At 43.1% G+C, this 22897-nt stretch carries 21 protein-coding genes; 11 read left to right on the top strand and 10 right to left on the bottom strand.

The window, feature by feature from the left end; translation table 11 throughout:
• Positions 1-112: 112 nt before the first annotated feature.
• The 4 genes from fhuB to AB4185_RS20595 all read right to left on the bottom strand — a co-directional run bounded on the left by fhuB (position 113) and on the right by AB4185_RS20595 (position 6390).
• Positions 113-2107 (bottom strand): Fe(3+)-hydroxamate ABC transporter permease FhuB, encoded by a 1995-nt coding sequence (fhuB, locus tag AB4185_RS20610; protein ID WP_102333674.1) that lies wholly within the window; start codon positions 2105-2107, stop codon positions 113-115.
• Positions 2107-3045 (bottom strand): iron-siderophore ABC transporter substrate-binding protein, encoded by a 939-nt coding sequence (locus tag AB4185_RS20605; protein ID WP_102333675.1) that lies wholly within the window; start codon positions 3043-3045, stop codon positions 2107-2109. Before AB4185_RS20605 ends, fhuB begins: the two co-directional genes overlap by 1 nt.
• 82 nt (positions 3046-3127) lie before the next feature.
• Entirely contained in the window at positions 3128-5275 is a 2148-nt protein-coding gene (locus AB4185_RS20600) for a TonB-dependent siderophore receptor (protein ID WP_102333676.1), read from the bottom strand.
• Between the two features lie 206 nt (positions 5276-5481).
• Positions 5482-6390, bottom strand: coding sequence for an AraC family transcriptional regulator (locus AB4185_RS20595; RefSeq protein WP_017086415.1), 909 nt, complete (start codon positions 6388-6390; stop codon positions 5482-5484).
• A 220-nt stretch (positions 6391-6610) separates the two neighbouring features.
• Between AB4185_RS20595 and AB4185_RS20590 the strand changes: the two genes are divergently transcribed.
• Together AB4185_RS20590 and AB4185_RS20585 are read left to right on the top strand one after the other, a co-directional pair.
• On the top strand, positions 6611-7372 hold the full coding sequence (locus AB4185_RS20590; protein WP_102333677.1) for a siderophore ferric iron reductase: 762 nt from the start codon (positions 6611-6613) through the stop codon (positions 7370-7372).
• Positions 7373-7449: 77 nt separating this feature from the next.
• On the top strand, positions 7450-8235 hold the full coding sequence (locus AB4185_RS20585; protein ID WP_102333678.1) for an ABC transporter ATP-binding protein: 786 nt from the start codon (positions 7450-7452) through the stop codon (positions 8233-8235).
• A 134-nt stretch (positions 8236-8369) separates the two neighbouring features.
• On the opposite strand, the gene AB4185_RS20580 is transcribed toward AB4185_RS20585, so the two are convergent.
• Positions 8370-9563 (bottom strand): multidrug effflux MFS transporter, encoded by a 1194-nt coding sequence (locus AB4185_RS20580; RefSeq protein ID WP_372135869.1) that lies wholly within the window; start codon positions 9561-9563, stop codon positions 8370-8372.
• 270 nt (positions 9564-9833) lie between these two features.
• Between AB4185_RS20580 and AB4185_RS20575 the strand changes: the two genes are divergently transcribed.
• The 4 genes from AB4185_RS20575 to AB4185_RS20560 all read left to right on the top strand — a co-directional run bounded on the left by AB4185_RS20575 (position 9834) and on the right by AB4185_RS20560 (position 12880).
• Positions 9834-10919, top strand: coding sequence for a PQQ-dependent sugar dehydrogenase (locus AB4185_RS20575; protein WP_102333680.1), 1086 nt, complete (start codon positions 9834-9836; stop codon positions 10917-10919).
• Between the two features lie 448 nt (positions 10920-11367).
• Complete coding sequence (locus AB4185_RS20570) at positions 11368-11577, top strand: cold-shock protein (protein ID WP_010430417.1); 210 nt, start codon at positions 11368-11370, stop codon at positions 11575-11577.
• A gap of 117 nt (positions 11578-11694) precedes the next feature.
• A complete protein-coding gene (locus AB4185_RS20565) occupies positions 11695-12234 on the top strand; it encodes a YaeQ family protein (RefSeq protein WP_017061727.1) in 540 nt (179 codons plus the stop codon).
• Positions 12227-12880 carry a hypothetical protein gene (locus AB4185_RS20560; RefSeq protein ID WP_372100301.1) on the top strand — a complete coding sequence of 218 codons (654 nt, stop codon included), beginning with the start codon at positions 12227-12229 and terminating at the stop codon, positions 12878-12880. Before AB4185_RS20565 ends, AB4185_RS20560 begins: the two co-directional genes overlap by 8 nt.
• A 301-nt stretch (positions 12881-13181) precedes the next feature.
• Here AB4185_RS20560 and folE read toward each other — a convergent pair whose 3' ends face one another.
• Positions 13182-13835 carry a GTP cyclohydrolase I FolE gene (gene folE, locus AB4185_RS20555; protein WP_017061725.1) on the bottom strand — a complete coding sequence of 218 codons (654 nt, stop codon included), beginning with the start codon at positions 13833-13835 and terminating at the stop codon, positions 13182-13184.
• A 216-nt stretch (positions 13836-14051) separates the two neighbouring features.
• On the opposite strand from folE, the gene moeA reads away from it, so the two are divergent.
• Positions 14052-15287, top strand: coding sequence for a molybdopterin molybdotransferase MoeA (gene moeA, locus AB4185_RS20550; RefSeq protein WP_102393097.1), 1236 nt, complete (start codon positions 14052-14054; stop codon positions 15285-15287).
• Between the two features lie 12 nt (positions 15288-15299).
• Entirely contained in the window at positions 15300-16052 is a 753-nt protein-coding gene (gene moeB, locus AB4185_RS20545) for a molybdopterin-synthase adenylyltransferase MoeB (protein WP_065583719.1), read from the top strand.
• Between the two features lie 54 nt (positions 16053-16106).
• Here the strand turns inward: moeB and AB4185_RS20540 are convergent, their stop codons facing one another.
• The 4 genes from AB4185_RS20540 to AB4185_RS20525 form a co-directional block, all read right to left on the bottom strand.
• Positions 16107-17309, bottom strand: coding sequence for an EAL domain-containing protein (locus AB4185_RS20540; RefSeq protein ID WP_372135868.1), 1203 nt, complete (start codon positions 17307-17309; stop codon positions 16107-16109).
• Entirely contained in the window at positions 17302-18162 is an 861-nt protein-coding gene (locus AB4185_RS20535) for a helix-turn-helix transcriptional regulator (protein WP_102333684.1), read from the bottom strand. The genes AB4185_RS20540 and AB4185_RS20535 overlap by 8 nt, the downstream gene beginning before the upstream one ends.
• A gap of 258 nt (positions 18163-18420) precedes the next feature.
• Positions 18421-20745 (bottom strand): ATP-binding protein, encoded by a 2325-nt coding sequence (locus AB4185_RS20530; protein ID WP_372135867.1) that lies wholly within the window; start codon positions 20743-20745, stop codon positions 18421-18423.
• Between the two features lie 10 nt (positions 20746-20755).
• Positions 20756-21064: an Hpt domain-containing protein gene (locus AB4185_RS20525; protein WP_017061719.1), complete on the bottom strand. Its 309-nt coding sequence runs from the start codon at positions 21062-21064 to the stop codon at positions 20756-20758.
• Between the two features lie 192 nt (positions 21065-21256).
• On the opposite strand from AB4185_RS20525, the gene AB4185_RS20520 reads away from it, so the two are divergent.
• From AB4185_RS20520 to AB4185_RS20510, 3 genes are all read left to right on the top strand, one after another.
• On the top strand, positions 21257-21850 hold the full coding sequence (locus AB4185_RS20520) for a TfoX/Sxy family DNA transformation protein (protein WP_372135866.1): 594 nt from the start codon (positions 21257-21259) through the stop codon (positions 21848-21850).
• A 338-nt stretch (positions 21851-22188) separates the two neighbouring features.
• A complete protein-coding gene (locus AB4185_RS20515; RefSeq protein WP_017061717.1) occupies positions 22189-22428 on the top strand; it encodes a hypothetical protein in 240 nt (79 codons plus the stop codon).
• A 117-nt stretch (positions 22429-22545) separates the two neighbouring features.
• A complete protein-coding gene (locus AB4185_RS20510; RefSeq protein ID WP_017061716.1) occupies positions 22546-22860 on the top strand; it encodes a helix-turn-helix domain-containing protein in 315 nt (104 codons plus the stop codon).
• The last annotated feature ends 37 nt before the right edge of the window (positions 22861-22897 follow it).

Here is a 22897-nt window from a genome sequence, read left to right as displayed (position 1 = left end):
AAAAGCAGTGATGGATCGCTCCATTCACTGCTTTTCATCCGTAGCTTTTATCGCCAATGGCTTTGATTGCCAGTAGCTTTGATTAGCAATGGCTTTCGGTCATGAGCAAAACCTATGTTCTTCGAGATTTCAGTAGCAAGAAGATGAAGTAGCTACCACCAATAATTGAAACTAACGTCCCTGCTGCAAGCTGCGCTGGGAACACCACCACTTGCCCTAGCCAATCGGCGAATAGCATCAATGCTGCACCAATTAAAAACGACAAGATGATCTGCTCTCGAACCAAACGAGCCCCCACCATTGCAGCGATATGCGGAGCTAACAAGCCGACAAACGCGACAGGCCCCATGGTTGTTGTCACGACCGAGCATAAGATCGCAACAATACACAACAGTGCCACGTATGCGATATTGATATTCAACCCTCTGGCACTCGCGAACTGTCGTCCAGTCGCAATTAAGGTCACCCAACGGCTCAGTAACAGAGCAACACCAATACAAGCCGTTATCACTACTGCCATTATAGTGGCTGATTCAGGCTCCACACGGTAAGTAGAGCCGGCTAACCAAGCCAATAATGTGTATTTCCCCTCACCCACTCGCGTTAAAGAGAATTGCACCAAAGCTTCCAAGACTGCGGTCAGCGAAATACCGGTAAGGATCAAAATCGATGGCGCAAACTGATGCTTCTTGCCAAGGAACAATAATAGACAGAGTGCAATCGCACTGCCTAAGAAAGCAATCCAAGGGCTCAATGAGTGAATCGAATATCCCATAAACAAGCTGCTGAAAATCAAAGCTAGAACCGCACCCGCCGACACACCAAGAATGTCTGGGCTTGCGAGCGGATTGTAGACCAACCTTTGTAAAATCACCCCAGCCACCGCTAAGCCACCACCAGCGAATATCGCGGTTAACATTCTCGGCCAACGAATAGACCATTCAAATGCATCTGGGATAACAAAGTAGCCCATATCAGAAGAAGGCTGTGACAATGCGCTCAACGCGAACAACCCGAAGATCATCAAGCCCAACAAGAAGTAAGCCAAAGATGAAATAGACTTCGGACCTTTAGGCATTGAGAAAAACAACTGATCTTGAGCAGACATTTGCTTTCTCGCAATAATGATCAACGCAGGAGCACCAATCACTGCGGTTGCCGTCCCTGTTGGAATCATGTCCAAAGACCATTGCGCCAAGAAGATCGCCAAGCTGTCGGTGACACAAAGTAATAGCGCACCTAATACACAACTCGCGATGAGTTCAGATTTAGCCTTTAGAAAACCTAGATGCCTAGCGATGTTCGGAGCAATCAAGCCGATAAAGCTGATCACGCCCACTTCGGTAATCGACACTGAAACCAACCAAACGCCGATTGCCATTAGCACAAAGAAGGTCGTGCCAATATTGAGCCCGCGCGCCGCAGCCCCTTCAGTGCCGATGGAAAGCAAAGTCAGAACTCGCGGAGCTAAGAAGAATATGGCAAAAATCGGCAACAGCTTAGGCATCAACCAAAGCACTTGTTCCCAGCCATTTTGCCCTAGGTCGCCCGCTCCCCATACAAACAGATTTTGTGCGTACTGATCGTTGAGCAGAATAATCGCCGTTGCAAATGCCCCTAATAACAAGTTGACCGCCATACCCGCCAATACAATTGGCAAGCCGCTCATGTTTTTGATTCCGACAATCGAAACAATCAGCCCCATCGCAAGCAGCGCACCGACCAAAGCAAACCAAACTGAATACTGAGCGACCAACATCGGCGCCACCACATTCAGAATAACCAGACCAAGCCATGCACCTGACGATGTACCTAAGGTTAACGGGGACATCATGCGATTCTGTGTCAGTTGTTGAAACAAGCTGCCGATGGTGCCAAGTGTTGCGCCAACCAAGATCGCCATCACCAAGCGAGGTAAGTTGACATAGGCTAACGCCATCAACTCAAATGAATCATCAACCATTGAGTTGAATGTCGCGATGTCACTGATCTGTGAGACTTGCTGAAGCAACTCACCAATAGGACCAAATTCCGACTGCCCTAACCATAAATGAACAAGGGCAGCACAAAGCAGCGCAGCCCCCATCATAAAACCACTGGATTTCATTACTGCTCCGCTAGCGTCAACAACGATTGCGCCATGGCTTCTGCGTTATACAAGATCGACATAGCACCGCCGTAGCTCCAACTTGCCGCTACTGGGCTAAATTGACCATTGCGAACAAAGGGCATGCTCTTCCAAACCGGAGAACGGTTTAGCTTGTCTTGATATGGGAAAGGTTCAAAGTAAAGCGCAATGCCGTTCTTCACGTTCTTAAGCTCGGTCATGCGTTTTTGACTGATGCCCCACTGACTTGCAGGAAGATCCATCGCATTGTCAAAGCCAAGCTGCTCAAGTGCGTATTGTGGAATCGAGTTATCGCCATAAATGAACACCGATGTAGTACTCGCAAAACGGAAAGAAGTGACTTTCGGTTTGTCGCCCGGATACGCTTTATCTAACTCAGCTTTTAGAACAGCGATACGCTCATCCATTGCGGCCAGCTTTTGGTTCGCTTGTTCTTCTTTACCAAGCAACTGGCCGATCTTCTTGAAATTCTCAATAGCAGCCGCTGCATTGCTGTGTTGTTCGCTGTACGTTTGGTAGTAAAGCACGGGCGCAATTTCAGAAAGTCGTTCCTGAAGATCTTTCTGAGGAGAAGCGATAAGAATCACATCAGGGTTTAGCTTTTTAAGCGCCGAAAAGTTAGGTTCAGTTCGAGTGCCAATATCCGCCACGCCTTCTGGAATCGCAGGCTGAACAACCCAATCGGTATAACCTGCAATATCAGGTACCGCTACTGGTGTAACACCGAGTTCAATCACTTGTTCGGCTATGTCCCAGTTCAGCGCAGCCACTCTAACAGGCTGAGCTTCAAGGGTTTTAACACCCTCACTGTCTTCAACTTGAAAGTTGGCCATCGCTTGAGCTGATAACAACAAGCTCAATGAGACAATGAACGAACTCACTTTAGGAAAACGAGAAGTAAAATAGTTGGCTTTCATATAATCACTGTCACTTTTTAATTGTTTATTTAACGACAAAAGCAGCCTACACAGGCTGCTTAGATTTATGTATTCAAATGAATTAGAACTCGTAGTTCACGCTGAGTTCTACTGACTGCTCTGCACCGAACCAACAGTTCGATTGGTCGTAGCAGGTGTAGTACTCTTCATTAAACAGGTTGTTAACCAGCAAGTTAGCCGTTGCACCTGACAGAGTTTCACTTGCTTCCCCTAGGTCATAACCTACGGATAAATCGACAACCGTATATGATGGTACTTTTCCTTGAGTATTCGTTGCATCCATCTCCATTTCACCCATGTAACGAGCACCTGCACTGAAGCGAGTTCCCGATAAAGCACCACCATAGACATAGTAATTGCTCCATAGATTAGCGGCATGTGTCGGTACATAGATTGGTGTCGTTCCTTCAAGGTCAGGGTTTGCATCTTCCGTTACTTCCATATCGACGTATGTATAGCTCGCGTTCACATCCCAATCTTCCGTTACAAACCATCTGCCTTCGACTTCGACACCTTGAGAACGCACTTCGCCTAACTGAATCTTAGAGCGATACGTTGGATCCGATGGATCGGCAGCAATTGAATCTTTCTTAGTAATGTAAAAGTATGATGCTGTAAGTTGCTGTGCCATATCAGCAGACAGGTATTTCACACCTAGTTCGACTTGCTCACCCAGCTGAGGTTTTAAAGAGTTACCGTTAATATCGGTACCAGCAGCTGGTTCAAAACTCGTCGCGTAACTTACAAATGGAGAGATGCCATTATCTAACTCATACAAAGCACCTACGCGGTAAGAGAACTGATTGTGATCCGCTTTTTCTGTGCCATCGCTTGTTGGATAAATGCTCGTTTTTTCGTCACTCGCTTTGAACATGTCGTAACGTCCACCAGCAAGTAAAACCAGCGCGTCGTAGCGAACTTGATCTTGGAAATACAAGCCCAGTTGCTCGGTCGTGATGTCATGTGATTCACGATAATTCTCTTGTAGCTGACTCTTATCAAGCAAGTCATTATTTGGGTTGTATGCGTTAAATCCGTAGAAACCAGCGTTCGCGGTGAACTCTTGATACAAAGAGTCGCCCGTCAGTTTTAGGTAATCGAGACCAAACAATAAGTTATGCTCTAGCCCAGCAACCTCGACGCGACCTGATACTTGGTTGTCGATAACAAAGCTTTGAGAGTCTTCATCCGTGCTATACACATTTCGAATTAAGCTACCAGTTGCGGCGTTAAAATTCGTACCGCGATGGTAGGTGTTTTCTTGATATAGCGACGCATCGGAATAACGAGCGTTCTGAAGGAAAGTCCAGTTGTCATTGATTTGGTGGTTAATTTTGTAACCTAACATCAAGACTTCACGTTCAAAAGTACTCCAGTTCTTGTCGCCCATCGACACAGATGGATCACTTGCCTTCAATACTTCGAGCGGCATTGCAGAGTTAGTACCCATTGACGGATCATTCTGATAGTAAAGATTGAAGTTAATAAGTGTTCGATCAGATACCTGCCAATCTAGCGATGGAGCAATCACATAACGCTCTTCTTCAGCGTTATCAACTTGGCTGTCTTGTTTACGAGCGAGTGCAACTAAACGATATGAAAAGTCACTGTCACCTAACTGACCTGAAGTATCAATTGACGCTTCCATCAAGTTTCTTGAGCCTGTAGATACACCCACTTTTGTCGACCCGTCTTCTTGCGGTGCCTTCGCGATCATGTTGACCATACCACCCGGCGGCATCGATCCATACAACACAGACGTAGGGCCTTTAAACACTTCAACTTGCTGAATCGCAATAGGGTCGATCTGAGGTTGCAGGTTCCATCCAGTCAGGAACGGCAGAATCAAGCCATCGTAGTAACTCTGATTGTTACTAAACCCACGAATCGAGAACGTATCGTACATGGTTACTGATGCGCCCTTTTGCTCAGTCACAACACCCGGCGCGTATCTAAGCGCTTGGTTAAGAGACTTTACACCTCGTTGCTCTAACTGTTCTTCATCAATGACTGTAATACCTTGAGGTGTTTCTTCCGGCTCAAGTGCCGATTTTGTGGCTGTATTACGATAGGCTTTACCCATAATAGTGACAGTTTCTATATTCGAATCTGCCGCAGTAACGGTTTCTTCCGCCAATGCTTGCGCTGAAAACGCAGTCAGCAACGCTACTGCCAATGATGAATACTTAAAACGAGTGTGAGTGGTCATAATTCCCTCGGTACCAATGCTTAATATAAATAATAATAAATCTCATTTGCATTGTATGTATCTAGAGGTGGGATAATTAACAATTTGGTGCAAATTCAAAAAGAACTTGACCTATTTTTAGTCGAAAACGGTCAATTGACGATTAAAAAGACAATTGACCCTATTGATAGGAAGGCTTTGCTAGAAGAGAGTGAGCGAGAATATGACTACGATTTAATAATAGGAACCCAGTACTCCATTTCAGCGTCAGAGGCATGTGCTTGATAGGCAAACGGGTACACTTCAAGCTCATATCCATCGACGCCACGATAACCTGAACTTGGCATCCAATTCAGCACAAACCAACTCAAGGTGTGTCGTAAATTCTCAATTGGACCACAGTGCTTCACTACAGCATAAGTTTGCTTAGGAACCGTCAGTACCTCTAATCTTTCAGAGATAATACTCGGTAATTGCGGGATTGAAATTCCTTCCTGAAGTTCTACCCCTGCCCAATAGTGAATATTAGTCCCGTCAAAGCAAGACTGAGTCAGGTCAACCACGCCAATGAACTGGAGCACGTTGTCGTCAGGGATCTCAACTTCACCTTCTAAACGTGACCATAGCTGAGGGACTTTCTGAGCGAAGTCTTGCGTGAGTGAAAACAGACCACTGATTTCTGATGTCATGCCTTTCACTAGGAAAGACTCTCTTTCATCAATGCGCACTTCCACAAAGCTTAACGCCCCTTTTTCAGAAGTACTCGCTGTTTCAGATACTTGTATCGGCTTTCTTAGCCCGACTCTTTTGCCTGCTTTTCTATACTGACTTGGGCTAGACCCAAACATCTGCTTAAACGAGCGGCTAAAGCTTATTTCTGAATTGAACCCGAGCCCAAGAGCAATATCTATCACGCGATCTTTTCCATCAAGCAGGTGTTCTGCAGCTTGGCTTAACTTTAGCTCTCTCACATAGTTAGCCACAGTAAGCCCTGTTTCGGCTTGAAACACTCTCTGAAGCTGCCAACGAGACCAACAGCTTTGTGTCGCAATATCTTCTAACGATAGCGAGGAGCTAAGGTTCGAATGGATATAGGTTAAAACGCGACTGATACGACCAAATGCAGGTGTGTTCATATTTAAGCTTTCATATTCTCTATAGTTGACAGCGACATATTCGATTCACCAATACTTTTATCATTTAAAACGGCTTTTATCACTCAAAAAAAGAAGCGCTCATGTGTGTTCTATAAAATGACTAAAAGATAGAGGCACCGAGTAGATGCTCCATTTTGTATGGTTATCCTCGATTATGTCCGTTATGATAACGCTACTGATTCTCATTTAATGGTTTATGATGCTTTCCCAGCTGCACAATATTATCACTCGTCGGAGAGCCCCGTCTCTACATCAGAAAATCTTCGCTCACTCAAAACAAGTGACACCTTATTTAAGTGGAAGCTTTGGTGTTCTGCATAGCAAGAGCATTGCAATAACGAATGATGATAGCCATAAAGAAATCAAACGAGTTTACGATGGCCTTGCGCAGAGCCACCCTGAAGCAGGCAAAGCCTATTGGTTAACCCGAACGTGGGATCTGGTTTGCTGGCAACCAATCTACGTGACCTTTATATCTATCTACGGCCTTCATTCACTGCCTGATATTAAGAACATCGGCCAGTTTAGGTACAAAGAATTTGTCACAGGCTACCGTTTCTTTAATGGTGATCATCAACACGGTTCACCAGAAGAACTGATTCCACAAGCAGGCGAAGCTATTCTTGCACTCACAGAGTTTTATCGTAGCCAGATTAGTGAGTGGACACGTATTCGTCCGGGGTTTACCAATCATCTACTTGCTGATCTATTATTAGGCAGCTTGATAAAACTACAGCAGCACGAACCGAGCCTAACCAACGATTATATCACTGAACAAGCTAAGCTTTGGTTAGAAGCATGCCAGTTACCTGAAAATCATTTAAACAGCCTTAAAATAGACGCTGATTCGGGGATGCTAAAACTGATCAGAATCAGCTGCTGCTTAGTTTATAAGTGCGACTCTAGAAAGTATTGCGACGATTGCCCAAGACATCCCGACAACAAAAAAACAGCTCAATAACACCCTCTATTTTTAAAAGCCAATAAAGCTCGTTTAATTTCACTGAAGCGCTTTATTGGTCTAGGCACAGGACTGACATGTTTCAGCTTTCAAACATCAAAATTGTTCGTGATGAACGAACGATTCTCTCAATCGAAGACCTCTCGATTCCGACCAACGAACTGACCGTCGTTCTTGGCCATAATGGTTCGGGTAAATCTACACTCGTTAATTTACTCTCAGGGCAGATGTCACCAGATCATGGCAGCGTGGAACTAGACGGCGCTTCCCTCTCTTCATTCAAAAGCAAAGACTTAGCCAAGCAGATTGCTTATTTACCGCAAAAACTCCCCGCTTCTGCTGGCTTAACTGTCGAAGAGCTGGTTCGTTTAGGGCGTTTCCCATGGAGAGGCGCACTAGGCCGTTGGAATTCAGAAGATAAGTCGATCATCCAGCAAGCAATGGAAAGAACCGGTGTTACTGAATTCTCACAAGCATTAGCGGATGACTTATCTGGTGGTGAACGTCAACGAGCGTGGGTCTCTATGTTACTAGCTCAACAGTCACCGGTATTGATCCTTGATGAACCGACTTCTGCACTGGATGTTCATCATCAATTTCAGCTAATGGGCTTACTGTCTGAACTCAACAAAAAAGAAGATGTTGGGGTGATCGTTATTTTACACGATTTGAACCTAGCGCTTCGTTACGCGACGCATATTGTCGCCCTGAAAAAAGGTCAGATTGCGTTCGAAGGCAGCGCGGATAAGTTACTCGATGAAGAGGCTTTGTCAGCACTGTATGAGTCCCCTATCCGACTGATCGATCATCCAGTGCCAGCCAATACTGCAGCAAGTGAGAAGGTTGCAGTCGTCTGTGAATAGTTCGGGCATTTCAGTCTAAGCTCTAAGCTCTAAGCTCTAAGCTCTAAGCTCTAAGCATAATAAAGGCCATTGAAATCCTAAACTTCAATGGCCTTTTCGTTTTTCACTCACTAGCTAGCTAAATAATTAAATAACTAGCTAAGCTGGGACTCTCTCGCTTCTTGACTACTGAAACCACGTAAAATATTAAACAGGGTAATCAGTGTGAACAACATGATGACAAGCGATAGATGCCACGCTTCTCCTAGTCCTAACTGAACCAGTCCCATGCTCACCATTGAAGACACCACCATCTGCCCGCCACCAGACATCGCAGCCGCCGCGCCAGCGTTCTTCTTATAAGGCAACATCACTAACGCCTGAGCACAAGGTAACGCAATACCATTACCAAGGATCATCAAGAACTGGCCAAGCATGAGATACAAAGGTTCGAGTGGACAGAAGAACAGCCACAAGGCCGCAGCAACGTGCAATACAGGAGTGCATAACAGAGTTTTCTTGTTGCCCAGCATAGGGCGAATACGGTTACATAAGCTTGTTCCGCCAAGCATGCCTAATGCAGGAATCACCGCCCACATCGCGTATTCATCTGACGTCATGCCAATCTGATTTTGCATGATAAACGGCATCACTGACACAGTAGTGATCATCAAGCTAAAGTTAAGCCAACCGATACTCGCAAAGCTCATAAAATAACGAGAAGTGAGTAGCTCTTTATATTGAGAAACCATTCTCTTAGGCGAAGGGATCGCCGAAACCTGAGTGACGGTTTCCTTAAATTTGAACGCTAACACCACCCAAGCTAATGAGACATAGCCAAGTAGCGAGATAAACACCATGCTCCAGCCAAAATGGAAGTTAATGAATCCACCGATAACGGGCGCGATCAAAGGTGTTATAGACGCAACCATCGCAATATAAGACATAGCCAAAGGCAAGTCTGCCCCACTGAATCTGTCTCGCGTAGAAGCACGAGCAAGTACCGCGCAACAACCGGTTCCTAAGCCTTGCAGGAATCGCCCCATCACCATGCTAGTAAACGAATGGCTGAAGAAGATGATCATCAATAACCCAAGCATGGCAATCAACAAACCGCTTAGCAGTACCTTCTTGCGTCCCAAAGCATCGGAAATAGGGCCATAAATAAACTGGGAAGAACCAAAGCCCAATAAATACACACTCACCAAAAGCTGAGCTTGCTCTAGCGAGACATCAAAGTCTTTGGCGATCCAAGGTAAAGAAGGAAACACCAGTCCCATACTGAGCTGGCCGATACTGATGACCAAACACGCAAGTAAGATCGATTTAAAATCAAATCCACGACTCATCGTTTAATAGGTCCGTTCGAAGAAAAATCGTGCGTATCTAACTCACAACATAAAAACTGAGAAAATAGCGAAAATGCTGCTGGTGAGTTGTTCATAATGCTCCGACAGGATCAAATAGAGAAAGGCAGAGTAAACATACGTGAGCTTGTATAATCATACAATAGGCGTTCAACTAAATATGTGAATAGTCACTTTTCAGCAACCTCGGCTTTCCGCCTATCGGCCACAAGCGCTAGACTAACACTAGATGCTCATAATCAAGGGACTTCAATGAACACTCATCACCGTATTTTTTCATGTGCTTTGGCGCTGCTTGCCTCAGGTCCTGTAACGTCAGCCTTTGCTTGGCAGGCAGAGAAGATCACCGACGGACTCGTGATCCCTTGGGGACTGGCTTATGTCAACGATAAGTCCATGCTAGTCACAGAAAAATCAGGCGTCATTAAACATGTCGATTTAAAAACTGGCGATCAACACACACTCTTCAGGCTGCCCAATGTATGGGCGAAAGGCCAAGGTGGATTATTAGATATCGCACTTTCCCCTTTTGAAAACGGAAAGTTCTACGTCACTTACAGTAAAGACATCGATGATGAAGGCGTAACAACACTGGCTTCTGCTAATTACAGCAATAATGAAGTCATCAATTGGACAGATGTGTTTGTATCTAAATCTAGAACGGACACCGGACGTCACTTTGGTAGCCGTATCACCTTTGATGATAGCCACCTGTATTTTTCAATCGGCGACCGTGGTGATCGAGACAACGGCCAAGACACCATGACTCACGCCGGATCAATATTACGACTGAATGCCGATGGAAGCACACCAAGCGATAACCCATTCACGGATAACAACAAAGTGCTCAATGAAATTTGGAGCTTTGGCCATCGTAATCCACAAGGTCTGTATTACGATTTCCCGACTCAAAAGCTTTGGTCGATTGAACACGGCCCTCGCGGTGGTGATGAAATTAACCTAATAAAAGCGGGTGCCAACTATGGGTGGCCTGTCACCTCACACGGAAAAGAGTATTGGGGCCCTATCAGCGTTGGCGAATCGGAAACCAAAGATGGTATTGAAGCGCCAAAAAAAGTCTATGTTCCTTCAATCGCTCCGGGCAGTTTGATTGTTTACCAAGGAGACAAATACCCAGAGCTGAAAGGCAAACTGCTGGCTGGCGCACTAAAACTTACTCACATCAATATTGTGACAGTCAATGAACAAGGTGAGGCAATCGAGGAAGAACGCATTTTAGAGGACTTGGGCGAAAGGGTAAGAGACATCGAAACTTCACCAAACGGAGACATCTTCTTCAGCACTGATAATGGCAACCTGTACCGCTTGAAAAAGTAGCCGAGACCTCGTTCAAGTAAAGGCACTTACCTTACAACGACATTTATAAATATAAGCCGTTAAAAGTGGGCTCAACGCCCAGTTAGCGGCTTTAAATTTGCAAAAATGAATGCGCTAAAACAGTGCATTGACTCCAAATTCGTCATCAATTTCGACCACCTTTTTCACAAAAACTACAACAAATCACCATACAACTGTAACTCCATGATATTTAAGGAATGCAAAGTTTGACTACCCCCAAGTTTCTGCAACCTTTCCCTATGTATTCGATTGACTATCCCCTGATTTGATTTAGACTCGTTCCCGGCTAGAAAGAAAGTTCTTTGTATATAAACATTTCGTTGGATTACTAGTAACCCCGTTGTGTTGTACGCAATAGCAATAAACTTTTCCACGCTATCAGTGCCACAATTGGCTCAAAATAAAAATTTAATTTTAGGATATCATCATGTCTAACACAGTTACTGGTACAGTAAAATGGTTCAACGAAACTAAAGGCTTCGGCTTCATTCAACAAGAAAACGGCCCAGACGTATTCGCACACTTCTCTGCTATCACTGGCGACGGTTTCAAAACTCTTGCTGAAGGCCAAAAAGTTGAGTTCGTAGTATCTCAAGGTCAAAAAGGCCCACAAGCTGACAGCATCAAAGTACTTTAATTTAGTATTTTAAAGCTTTCTAAAAATAGCCAGCCTCTGCTGGCTATTTTTTTACCCGCTATTCAGAGATTTAAGGTAATATTCCCCTTCACTATTTCTACCTAAGACACCCTCTCAATGGCTCTTAAACCCACAATCTACAAGTTTCGTATCTCTTTAACCGATATGAATCGCGACTATTACGACTCTTTCAATCTAACGGTTGCACAACACCCTTCTGAAACAGAACAGCGAATGATGGCTCGAATCATGGCTTTCTGTATCAATGCGTCTCCTGAACTTGAGTTCACTAAAGGGTTGTCTAGCATTGAAGAACCCGATTTATGGCAGAAGTCGTTAGACGATCAAATCCTAGAATGGGTTGATGTAGGCGAACCTGATCCAGAGCGTGTTAAGAAGGCAACTCGCCTATCTAAATCAGTACGCGTATTCAGCTTCAACACTAAATCAAACGTTTGGTGGGAGCAGAACAAAGGTAAATTCGGCTACCTAAAAGCTCAGATCGTTCGTCTAGACAACGATGGTATTGAGCAGCTAGCAGCGATGACACAACGTACGATGGATCTTTCAGTCATGCTGACGGGTAACTCTGCTTTCATTAACAGCGATACTCAATCGGCAGAAGTAACGTGGGAAGAGCTACAGAGTAATGACTGAGCGTCCAACCCCGAATAATTCGCAAACAGAAGCTAGCCTGCAAGAAGAAGCCAAGCAGCAAGCCGACGCGCAGCAAGAAATCAAAGCCAAACAACAAGCTAGAACCAAGCTTCACCAGTGTTTAAAAGAAGCAGGTTTAGGTTCAGTCAAAGCGCTCTCGACAGGCTACGAGAAAGAGCTGTCGTCATTTATTGATGAAAACCACGCTTTGTTTAAACACGCTTGCGAGAACAAGCCGGAGAACTCTGCACGTCAGACGTTGCTTGGCTTGCTAACCAAGGAACATATCGATGCAAGCTATCGCTTTGAAAGCAATAAAGAAGCGAATGAGGCGATGCAAAATGTATTCGATAATACAGTGGGAACTGAGCACAGCGACAAGTTTCAAAACTCTAACGCTCAACAGTTAAAACTAGTCACGCATTTGTGGTTGTTCATTCAAGGACGACTAGGAATGGATTACAGCCTAGCCAATGATCACGCAGCTGTAGCCGCTACGCTACTGTCTCGTATATCGAGAAGCAATGATGATGAGATTCGCATAGAGTTCATGGCGAGTTTTTACGATGGTTTGAGCATCTATCAAGCCGAGAACAAGCCATCCGGTATTGTTCACCACTTAAAGCGTTTGTTTAACCTTTCTTAAGCACTCCACCAGCGACTGATTCTAGTTACGCTCTATATGCTTTCAACAAACGTTAAGATATAGAGCGTGCTTTTTCTGCTTGGCCGCAACAGATTCCCTATTACGTTCATTCCTCACTTTAGGGAATGGCGAAAGTGAATAAGTCGCTCATTCTTCACTTTAGGGAATAACAGCATTCTCAGCCATTACAGTTGACTTCATTGCAGGCGTAAAAAAGCCCCGCATAAAGCGAGGCTTAGAATATTTTCAACGAACTTCAATTTACAAAGGCTAAATCACGTGCATCCAATAACGAAACGTATTAACGCAGGCCGTGTAAGAATTCGTGGCGCGTTGCTGGGTTTGATCTGAAGATACCGCCCAGAGCTGTTGTTGTCGTTTCGCTAGTCGCGTCCATTACACCGCGTGATTTTACGCAGTAATGAACCGCATCCATGGTGACAGCAACGTCATCAGTTTCGAGTAGCGTTTGCAGTGCAACAAGGATCTGCTGCGTCATACGTTCTTGAACTTGTGGGCGCTGAGCAAAGAATCGAACAATACGGTTAATCTTTGAAAGGCCGATGATTTTCCCACGAGGGATATAAGCGACCGCAGTCTTACCATCAATCGTCACTAAGTGGTGCTCACAAGTACTGGTCACGGTAATGTCTTTTACTCGTACCATTTCACGAACGCCCATCTTGTTTTCGATTACCGTAATTTTAGGGAAATTGGCGTAATCCAAACCAGAGAAAATTTCATCCACGTACATTTTAGCAATACGTTGCGGTGTTTCTTCCAGACTATCGTCCGTAAGATCAAGTTCAAGGAGAGTGAGAATCTCACGCATATGGTGTTCGATTCGTTCCTTTTTCTCTTCTCGGCTAACCTGGTTTGGACTCATTGGTGTCTCTAAACCACGGCTTGCTAGCGCATCTTTAACCAACTTCGCTGATTCGCTAAGACCTGACATTGAACTTCCTCTTTTATTACCCCTTCTGGATGGCAAACAAGGATACTCGGAATTTTGAATAAATACACCCATATTTTAAGGGAGGTCATTATTTACGGGGCTTAAACTGTGCTAGAGTGGCTAGAATTTCGTTGGCGAACCATCATGATTTGATAACTATTGAATCCCTATTGCCAACCGCCAAATCAAAATAATAACGATCAAAGGATTTCAATTATGGGCTGTTGCGACGCTCCGGGCTTGATGCCAATTGAAGAAGCACTAGATAAGCTGCTATCACCAATTCAACCTATTCAAACGACCTTATCACTGCCATTAGCAGAAGCATTGGGTTACGTACTTGCTGAAGATATTCTATCCCCTATTTTCGTCCCTCCTTTTGATAACTCAGCAATGGACGGCTATGCACTGCGCTTAGCAGACCTAGAGAACAGTAAAGTGCTGCCTTTAGCGGGCAAGTCCTTTGCAGGTCAACCTTTTGAAGGTGAATGGCCAGCAAACACCTGTATTCGCATTATGACTGGCGCAAAGATCCCGGAAGGTTGTGACGTCGTAATCATGCAAGAAAACACTGCTGAAACTGACGCTGGCATTGAGATTCAGCAAGACGACATCAAGCTGAACAATAACATTCGCCCTACCGGTGACGACATCAAGCAAGGCGATATCGTTCTTAGCCGTGGCGAACGTTTAACACCTCGTGACATTCCAATGATTGCTTCGCTCGGTGTGAGTCATGTAACTGTGGCACACAAACCTAAAGTCGCTTTCTTCTCTACTGGCGATGAGCTCAAGCCATTAGGTCAGCCTCTTGAAGATGGTCAGATCTACGACAGCAACCGCTACGGTATCAAACCACTGATTGAAGCGTTTGGTTGCGAAGCAATTGACCTAGGTATTATTCCTGATTGCCCTGCAACGCTTAAAGAAACCTTTGTAAAAGCGCAAGAACTGGCAGACGTAGTTGTCACTTCTGGTGGCGTAAGTGTCGGCGAAGCTGATTACACCAAAGACATTCTTGAAGAGCTTGGCGAAATCGGCTTTTGGAAACTAGCAATCAAACCAGGTAAACCATTCGCATTTGGTGAGCTAGACAACGCTTGGTTCTGTGGCCTACCGGGTAACCCAGTGTCAGCAATGATGACTATGTATGTGTTAGTTCAGCCTATGCTGGCTAAATTAGCTGGTCACACAGCATGGACAGCACCAGAGTCGATTCCTGCTATCACTAAATCTGCATTCAAAAAAGGCCCAGGCCGTACTGATTATCAACGTGGTATTTACTCGATTGAAAACGGTAAGTTTGTAGTAGAAACAACAGGTAACCAAAGCTCTGGCGCTTTCCGCTCAATGAGCTTAGCAAACTGCTTTGTGGTACTAGAGCGCGAACGTGGCCGTGTTGAAGTCGGTGAAACGGTTCAGATTCAACTGTTTAACTCCACGCTTTACTAACGAGGCTTGCTGATGGAAATACTGTCTGACGCAGAGATGCTTCGCTATAACCGCCAGATCATTCTCAAGCAGTTTGATTTTGAGGGTCAAGAAGCGCTGAAACAGAGCTCGATTTTGGTGTTAGGTGCGGGTGGTTTAGGCTGTGCCTCTGCTCAATACCTTGCGACTGCGGGTATTGGTAAGCTAATGCTGATCGACGACGATGTTGTCGAGCTTTCAAACTTGCAACGACAAGTGCTTCACACCGATGCTGATATTGGTAAGAAGAAAGTCGTTTCAGCCGCTGAATCATTACAGGTGTTAAACCCACACCTTAGAGTTGAAACGGTCGACCACAGACTTGATGACGAGGCACTAGCAAAGCTCATTGAAGCGCATTCGTTAGTACTTGATGCCAGCGACAACGTTGAAACGCGCAATCAACTTAACCGTTTGTGTTACGCCTCAAAAACGCCACTTGTATCGGGCGCTGCGATTCGCATGGAAGGTCAGATTAGTGTCTTCACTTATCAAGATGCTGACGCACCCTGTTACCAGTGTTTAAGCGCTCTATTTGGCAACGCTGCTCTAAGCTGTGTTGAAGCCGGTGTGATGGCACCTGTTGTTGGCATGGTAGGCGCGGCTCAGGCTTTGGAAGCTATCAAGGTTATTGCCAAGTTTGGACAACCAAAGCAAGGCAAACTTTTGATTCTCGATGCCATGTCTCACAGCTGGCGTGAAATGAATTTAATAAAGATGCCTAATTGTTCGGTGTGTGGTAAGTAATAAAAAGAGCCAAAGCCCATTGAGTTGGCTTTGGCTCGTTACCCTAATACGTTGTTAATGATTAGAAGTATATTCAGAAGCGACGTAATCTAGCTCCTTTTGCTCTGCGAGCATCTCAACTGCAATTTCAGGTAGTGATGGAACCCCATGAAGAAAACCTTGTTGGTTAAAGCCGCCTAGAGTTTCCAGAAATGCACAGGTGTCTTTATTTTCAACACCCTCATAGATAATACGTGCGTTTTTTACCGAAACGAGCTTCTTAACTTCATCGATTTTTTGCATGTAATCAATGTTATGGCAAAGTCCCCATGTAATGGTTTTATCTATTTTTATCTCACTAATAGGCAGTTTGACAATACGTTCAATATTCGATGCTTCCATCCCAAAGTCATCTATAGAGATCTCAAAACCATTCAACCTTAGCCGTAAAATATTTGCCAACAATTCTTTTTCAATATTGCCTGAAAGCCCCTTTTCAGTCAGCTCTACAACGATAGTATGCTCAATACCTTGCTTATAGATCTCGAGTAGATTATCGACAACAGATTCATCAGTCAGTAAATTAGGATCGATATTAATTGAGAACCTCAACGATTTATCAAGTTCACTGAAGTGGAGATGATAATCCTGAATGAATTTATTTATCACGATATTGGTAAAAACCTTTTGCTTTCCTAGCTCTTCAATTACTGGCAAAAAATAGCTCGGTGGAAGTAAGGTCCCGTTTTCATCAGACCATCGTGACAACACTTCAAACCCCGAAATAACATTTATATCCGAAACAACTTGCGGCTGATAAACCAGATTGATGGGAAAATCGTCATCGATGATTGTTGCACGGTTACCAAAGCCAAGCTCGCTTTTGGTTATGGTTTCAACTTCAAGTGCTTTATCAACCAACTCACTTATTTGGTTAGCCCAAATAGGCTTTTCTAGTGAAGCGACAACATTTAACTCATAGAGCTTTCCAAGCATACTCACCGAGCTAACAATGGATTTATCCAAACCTGAAATAATGATTATTTTAGACTCAACATTTTGTTTCGACATCATACTCAAGAGTTCAAATCCATCGCCATTGGGCATCATGATGTCCATAATCACCAAATCAAATGATGCGTTTTGCATTTTGCTCATTGCATCGAACGCATTTTCTGCAAACTGTACAGATGTTTTTTTATTAGATAAAGAGACCGCATTTTTAATGACCTCTCTCGATAGTTCAACATCGTCAACAATCAATACTGTGTTATTCATTCTCTTCACCTTTATAGTTTGCAATAATATCCATCCAAGTGCGTTGTGATTTCATTTTCTTTGAATCCAAGTTCATGACCTTCATTGATCTATCGTTACTTCTTACACTTCGATACTCGCAGCCCAATGAAAAAAACAGATCAAAAATCCTTTTGCTTTTCAGTAGTATATAAAGCTCTTTATCTGGATTTAAGCTTTGTAGATACTTGTACGCCTCTCTGCCCATTGTGTCTGTAAATGACGAATAATGAGTGCAGTTAAAAGTAACAACTAAATGTGCTCTATCTTCTTTAGATACTAAGACTTGCTCCAAAAAATCTGCTGCAAGATTATAGTTAGCACTTAATAAGTGTCCGATTAATTGCCCATTAACCGTGACGAGCGTTAACTCTCCAGAATATTGATTTATTATTTTTTCAATAATTACCTTTCTACTCAGATCTAAATCTTCTAAATTACTGAGCATAACGTTATCCTCATATTCAAAGATGACATCAATTAACTTGGTAATCTTCCCAAGAAGGAATGAATTATTTGAGTTAATCACCGTAACTTCTGTTTGGACGTGCATGTTCATATCAATATAACCGTTATTATTAAATTTATTCGTTAACCCTGTGAGAACTGTTTGTGAGTCGTTTGCCTCCCAAACATCAAATATGTTGACTCCAATAAGGTCCAGTAACTCGTTTTGACGTTTTAAGTGGGGAGTTGTTACTCCTCTTTCCCAACGGCTTAGTGTCACAACGTCCAGGTTGTTAAAGTTAGAGTTACTTCTTTGAATCGCATCAACAAAATTAGTTTGAGACAAACCATTATTAACACGAAACGTACGTATAATATTTCCAAACATAGCTTTATTTTCTTATTCGTTATTGTGATTTAGCTTATTTTTAATTAAATACGAACAAAAGCTAAGGGCAAGCTGTGATTGAATAATTTGAAAATGCCCAGCTACTCTCAACACTTATTGGATGATAGTTATTTTCATAACAGTTTGGGCATTATCTTGATGACAATGCCCATAACTCTCAGAAAAACAGATGAAAATAATACATGAAGATCCGAAGATGGCTTACCCTCAGGTTATAGGTAGGAGTATTTAACTAAGTTAGCAAGTACCACCTGATAAAGCGCAATGAAGCTTTAGCTTTAGATCGCTCGGGTTGAGCGGTTTGGTTAGATAACACGAAAAGTATTGGTCCATTCGAGCCTCTTCTTGAATGGTAGCTCGTGCCGTAACGGCAATTATAGGTAACGATGGCTTACGCTTTCCCAACTCAGAAGCAAGCTCAATGCCATCCATAACCGGCATTGAAATATCCGTCAGTACAACATCAAAGTCATGTTCAGAAGCGAGTGCTAAAGCCTCCAAACCATCATTCGCGGTCATGCATTCACAACCTAGCTCGTTTAAGTGGAACTCTAGAATTTCTCGGTTGAACTCAACATCATCAACGATCAAGGCTTTTTTACTTGTGCAGTCTAAGCGCTCTCTAACGTTATATACCTGTTCAGCAACACCGTTAGAACACTCAAGAACATTCATAATTTCTTGAGCTGGGAGTGAGATAACAAAAGTACTACCGGTGCCGAGCACACTCTCAACACGCAACGAACCCTTCATTAACTCTACGATGGTTTTAGTTATCGCCAAGCCCAAGCCAAAACCAAACTGTTGGTCTTCTTGATTAACCTGTTCAAAGCCGTTAAACACCGCATCCAATTTATCTTGGGGAATACCGACTCCAGTATCGCTTACGGAGATATTGAATGCTCTATCGTCGGTTGAAACTTCTATTGTCACCCCTCCCTTGTTTGTAAACTTCAATGCGTTCGAAACTATATTATTGATTGCTTGCTTAATACGAAGCTCATCAATCATCAATGTTGTCGAAGCATCGACATTGCATATAATATCAAGCGACAATTGTTTAGACTCGCTAAGCGGAAAACACGTATTTTCAATTTCGCGCATCAAACTCATTACTGACAGGCATTTAGGGTTTAATGAATAGCTTGCTGCTTTTACTCTTTCAAAATCCAATAGGTCATTCACAATGCCTAAAATAGTATTGCTCGCACTCGAAATACCGTTCAGCTGATGGCGATATTCGTCAAAGTTTTTGCTATGGCTTAGCATATGTGTATAACCAATAATCGCGTTCAGTGGCGTGCGAACCTCATGGGACACATTTGAAAGCAGCACCGATTTCTGTTTATTGGCCTCACTCGCCTCTTGCGCTGCTATCTCGTACTGCTTCGTTCGCTCTTCAACTTCATATTCAAGCCCTTCAATCAAATTTTGAATCTGGATCCCAGCCTCAGAATAAGCCTTTGAAAGCTGTTCAATTTCGTCTCCATTACTATAAACAGTATGTCTGGATTTATTAAAATCACGCTGCTTTAGATATTTAGCTTGTGCGATCAATTTAGAAATAGGTATCAGCATCTTATTCACCGCGATTGAGTTAATAGCTAAAAACAGACAAAGCAAAAGGATATAAGCAAAGAACAGGCGTTTGATCAACGAGTTATCACCAGATAAAACCAGCTCTTTGGTGGTCGCATAACTGGAACGAATCACATGCTCTGGCGTGACTAAAATCAACCTCCAACCGGTTTGACGGTTCTGAACAAAAGTGACATTGAAAACACCTTTTTCGCCACTTACCACAAAACTACCCAAGTAATGTGACATGATATGGCTTCCGACACTCTTTTGAATTTGTTCATCAAAAACACTTTCAGACATCAATTGGTCGACATTCTGTTGTAGATTCGACGCGATATGCTTGCCGCTGTCGTCTACTAAGAAATAACGGTATTGGAATTCATCGATCATATTTTCAAAAGTCAGTGAACGAGAAAAATACTCTAAATCTAAATCAAATTTGAGTAACGCGTTATCCCAGTGCTCTGGACGGATATAAATGGCAAACTTAGTGACGTGCCCCACTTTAACTTCTTTCCCTATATAGAAATTCTTGTAGTGGATCATGCGACTAAAATCGACAGAAATAGAGCGGCTTACAATACCATTTTCGGTGATAGAGACTTCTTGGTTGCGTTCAGTGTCAATAAAAAGCACCTTTTTGATAAAAGGCTTACGCTCTGTGTTGATATAAGCCAGTTGTTTATTACGAAGTGCCTCGTTTTTCGATTCATTAACAAAATCATGAGCAAAATCAATCGCTACATGCTGCACTTCCTCAGTGATCAGCTCGACCTCTTTATCAAGGGTTACACTTTGAGCTTTCACAAAGGTAAGTAGAAGCTTTTTGTTATTTCCCGTAATGCTCTCCTTTATCTCTTCAAATTGGTTTTGTGAAGAAACCTGAACGATTTCGATAGCGGAGTACGTAAGCAACACCACAAATAGAACCAGTATTGTTGCGTTGGTGAAAATGATTTTATTTTTAAAAGACACGTTCATATCCTCCAACTTAAGCGTCAAAAAGTTGAATCATGGCGTTAGACACATCCATCAAAATCTTTTTTCCGGCACTTTCATTGATTACCGCGTCGTAGTGCTCCAATTTAAGACAAATTCTTGCAACCTCTGTAGCCCCGCAAGATAACGCAATGCCTTTCACTTTATGGGCGAGCGCTCGATTGGACTCACCTCCTTGAAGAATATCATCATTAACCTTGTGCAAACTTCTAATAGCAATCTGACGAAATCGAACGCCAATATCCGATTGAAAGTTACAACCCGTCGCCATTAAAAATACATTTGTGTCGATGCTATACATACCAATTTCTCCCGCCTTCGTGACCCCCCTTAATTTTGACCGTCTGTTACAAAACTGATATGGCAGATCGAGAATTTAAATAACCGGAATGCCCAATGGCATTGTCTGTTTTTTAACTTGGCTTATGCCATATTCACTGCTGGCTACATTTGGACAATAGATCACACTTTTTATGATTATCGAGTGAAAATAATGGCTCAACTTTTCAGACATACTTTTAGACGCTTGGAACAATTAGGTCGAGTGTCTATAAAACAAATATTTGGCGTAACGGCCTTCTATGTAGATCACGTTTTGCTCGTTCTACATAAAAGTGGGGAGCTGTACCTCAGAGGAACACCGGCACAAAAAGGCTACTTTATTAACAAGGGCTACCCCAAGGTGAATGCGAGCGTACTTGGAGTAAGTCAGAATGCGGATTATTACAAGTTGCCAGCAAACCCTTGGAGCAAGTATTCTTTGACTCTATGTGAAGCAGAAATCGCACTAGAGCAAATAAAGAGATCACGAAGCAGTTATATTTCTGCTGCCGAAAGGCTCAAAGACTTACCCAACATGCGATTCTCAACTGAGCAACTTCTTGAGAAAGCGGGTATAAACTCCATTGAGAAACTCAAAAACCTGGGCACGATTGGTGCTGTAGAGGCTATCCAACAGCATACCCACCATAAACCAACCATCGAGTTAGTTTGGTCGTTAGAGGGTGCAATCCAGGGTATACACCGTTCACAACTGCCGACGAACCTAAAAAATGCATTGCGCACCCAAGCTCAAAGTTATTGTTAGCCTATATTGTTTTAACGAAGCTTAGATTCTTGTTAAATCCAAATGCGGTCAATTTGATGCCGTGGCTATTCCTAGCTACGGCTCATTAGGCTAACCCGCTGTCCTTAAGTGATTTCACTCAAGTTTAACGTCTTTAAATTAGCCTCCCCTTTCATTTGATCGCCCACTCCGTTTTAATTTTCACTGCCAGCCTTTATTTTGGTTTCCTACTATTCCCTCTGCTACAAATTACCATTCAAGTTTTAATGCAACTGAATTTATAACTATTTATTTTACAACCTGCCCTATCGCTACCAAACTAGGCATATCAACACAACACTAATAAAAGGTGCCTAAATATGCGTTCATTAATCTTTATTTCAACAGCAGTATTAGCAACTCTTATCTCTTTTCAGTCGGCGGCCGCAAATGTCACTGTGCGTTGGACAGGGAAAGTACCGACTTCTGACTGCGCTTCAAACCCTATTAGCAATCAAGTCGCGTTCAACTCACAAAGCGAACGTTGTAAGGTTGAACTTAAACAAACTGAAATAACTAATACAAAAACAGCAAATAAAATGGTTTCGTTTGATGTGTAATATGAAAGGAAAACCCATTAAGTAGGCATAATAGCCAGATTAATATTCAACCTGACCTTGCATGTAATCGCAGCAAATAAATAATACGGGTATGATAATTAAACTGGCTGTTTGTTTATGCACTTAATCTTACATAAAGGGTCGCTAAGAATTTCGCTAGCCGACCACCCAACGATAAAACCCATCCAGCTCACACTCAGTGAATTTTTAGTTCTAAAAGAGTTACTCACTCATCAAGGGGAGCATTTAACCAAACACCATCTACTAAAAATGGGATGGCCCAATTCATTCGTCTGTGACAATGCATTGAATATGGTGATCATGTCTTTAAGAAAGAAGCTTCTTAGGCTCGGTGGATGGATAGAAATCAATACCATTTACAAGATAGGTTATAGTTTAAATAAAACTGACAAAATATGTGTTTTGCAGTGAATTTAAACACTCCCGTCGCTTTGTTTCCTAATTGGAT

Source organism: Vibrio sp. 10N.286.48.F5 (genome assembly GCF_041469785.1).
Classification (GTDB): domain Bacteria; phylum Pseudomonadota; class Gammaproteobacteria; order Enterobacterales; family Vibrionaceae; genus Vibrio; species Vibrio crassostreae_C.
This window is presented reverse-complemented; position numbering and strand designations above follow the sequence as displayed.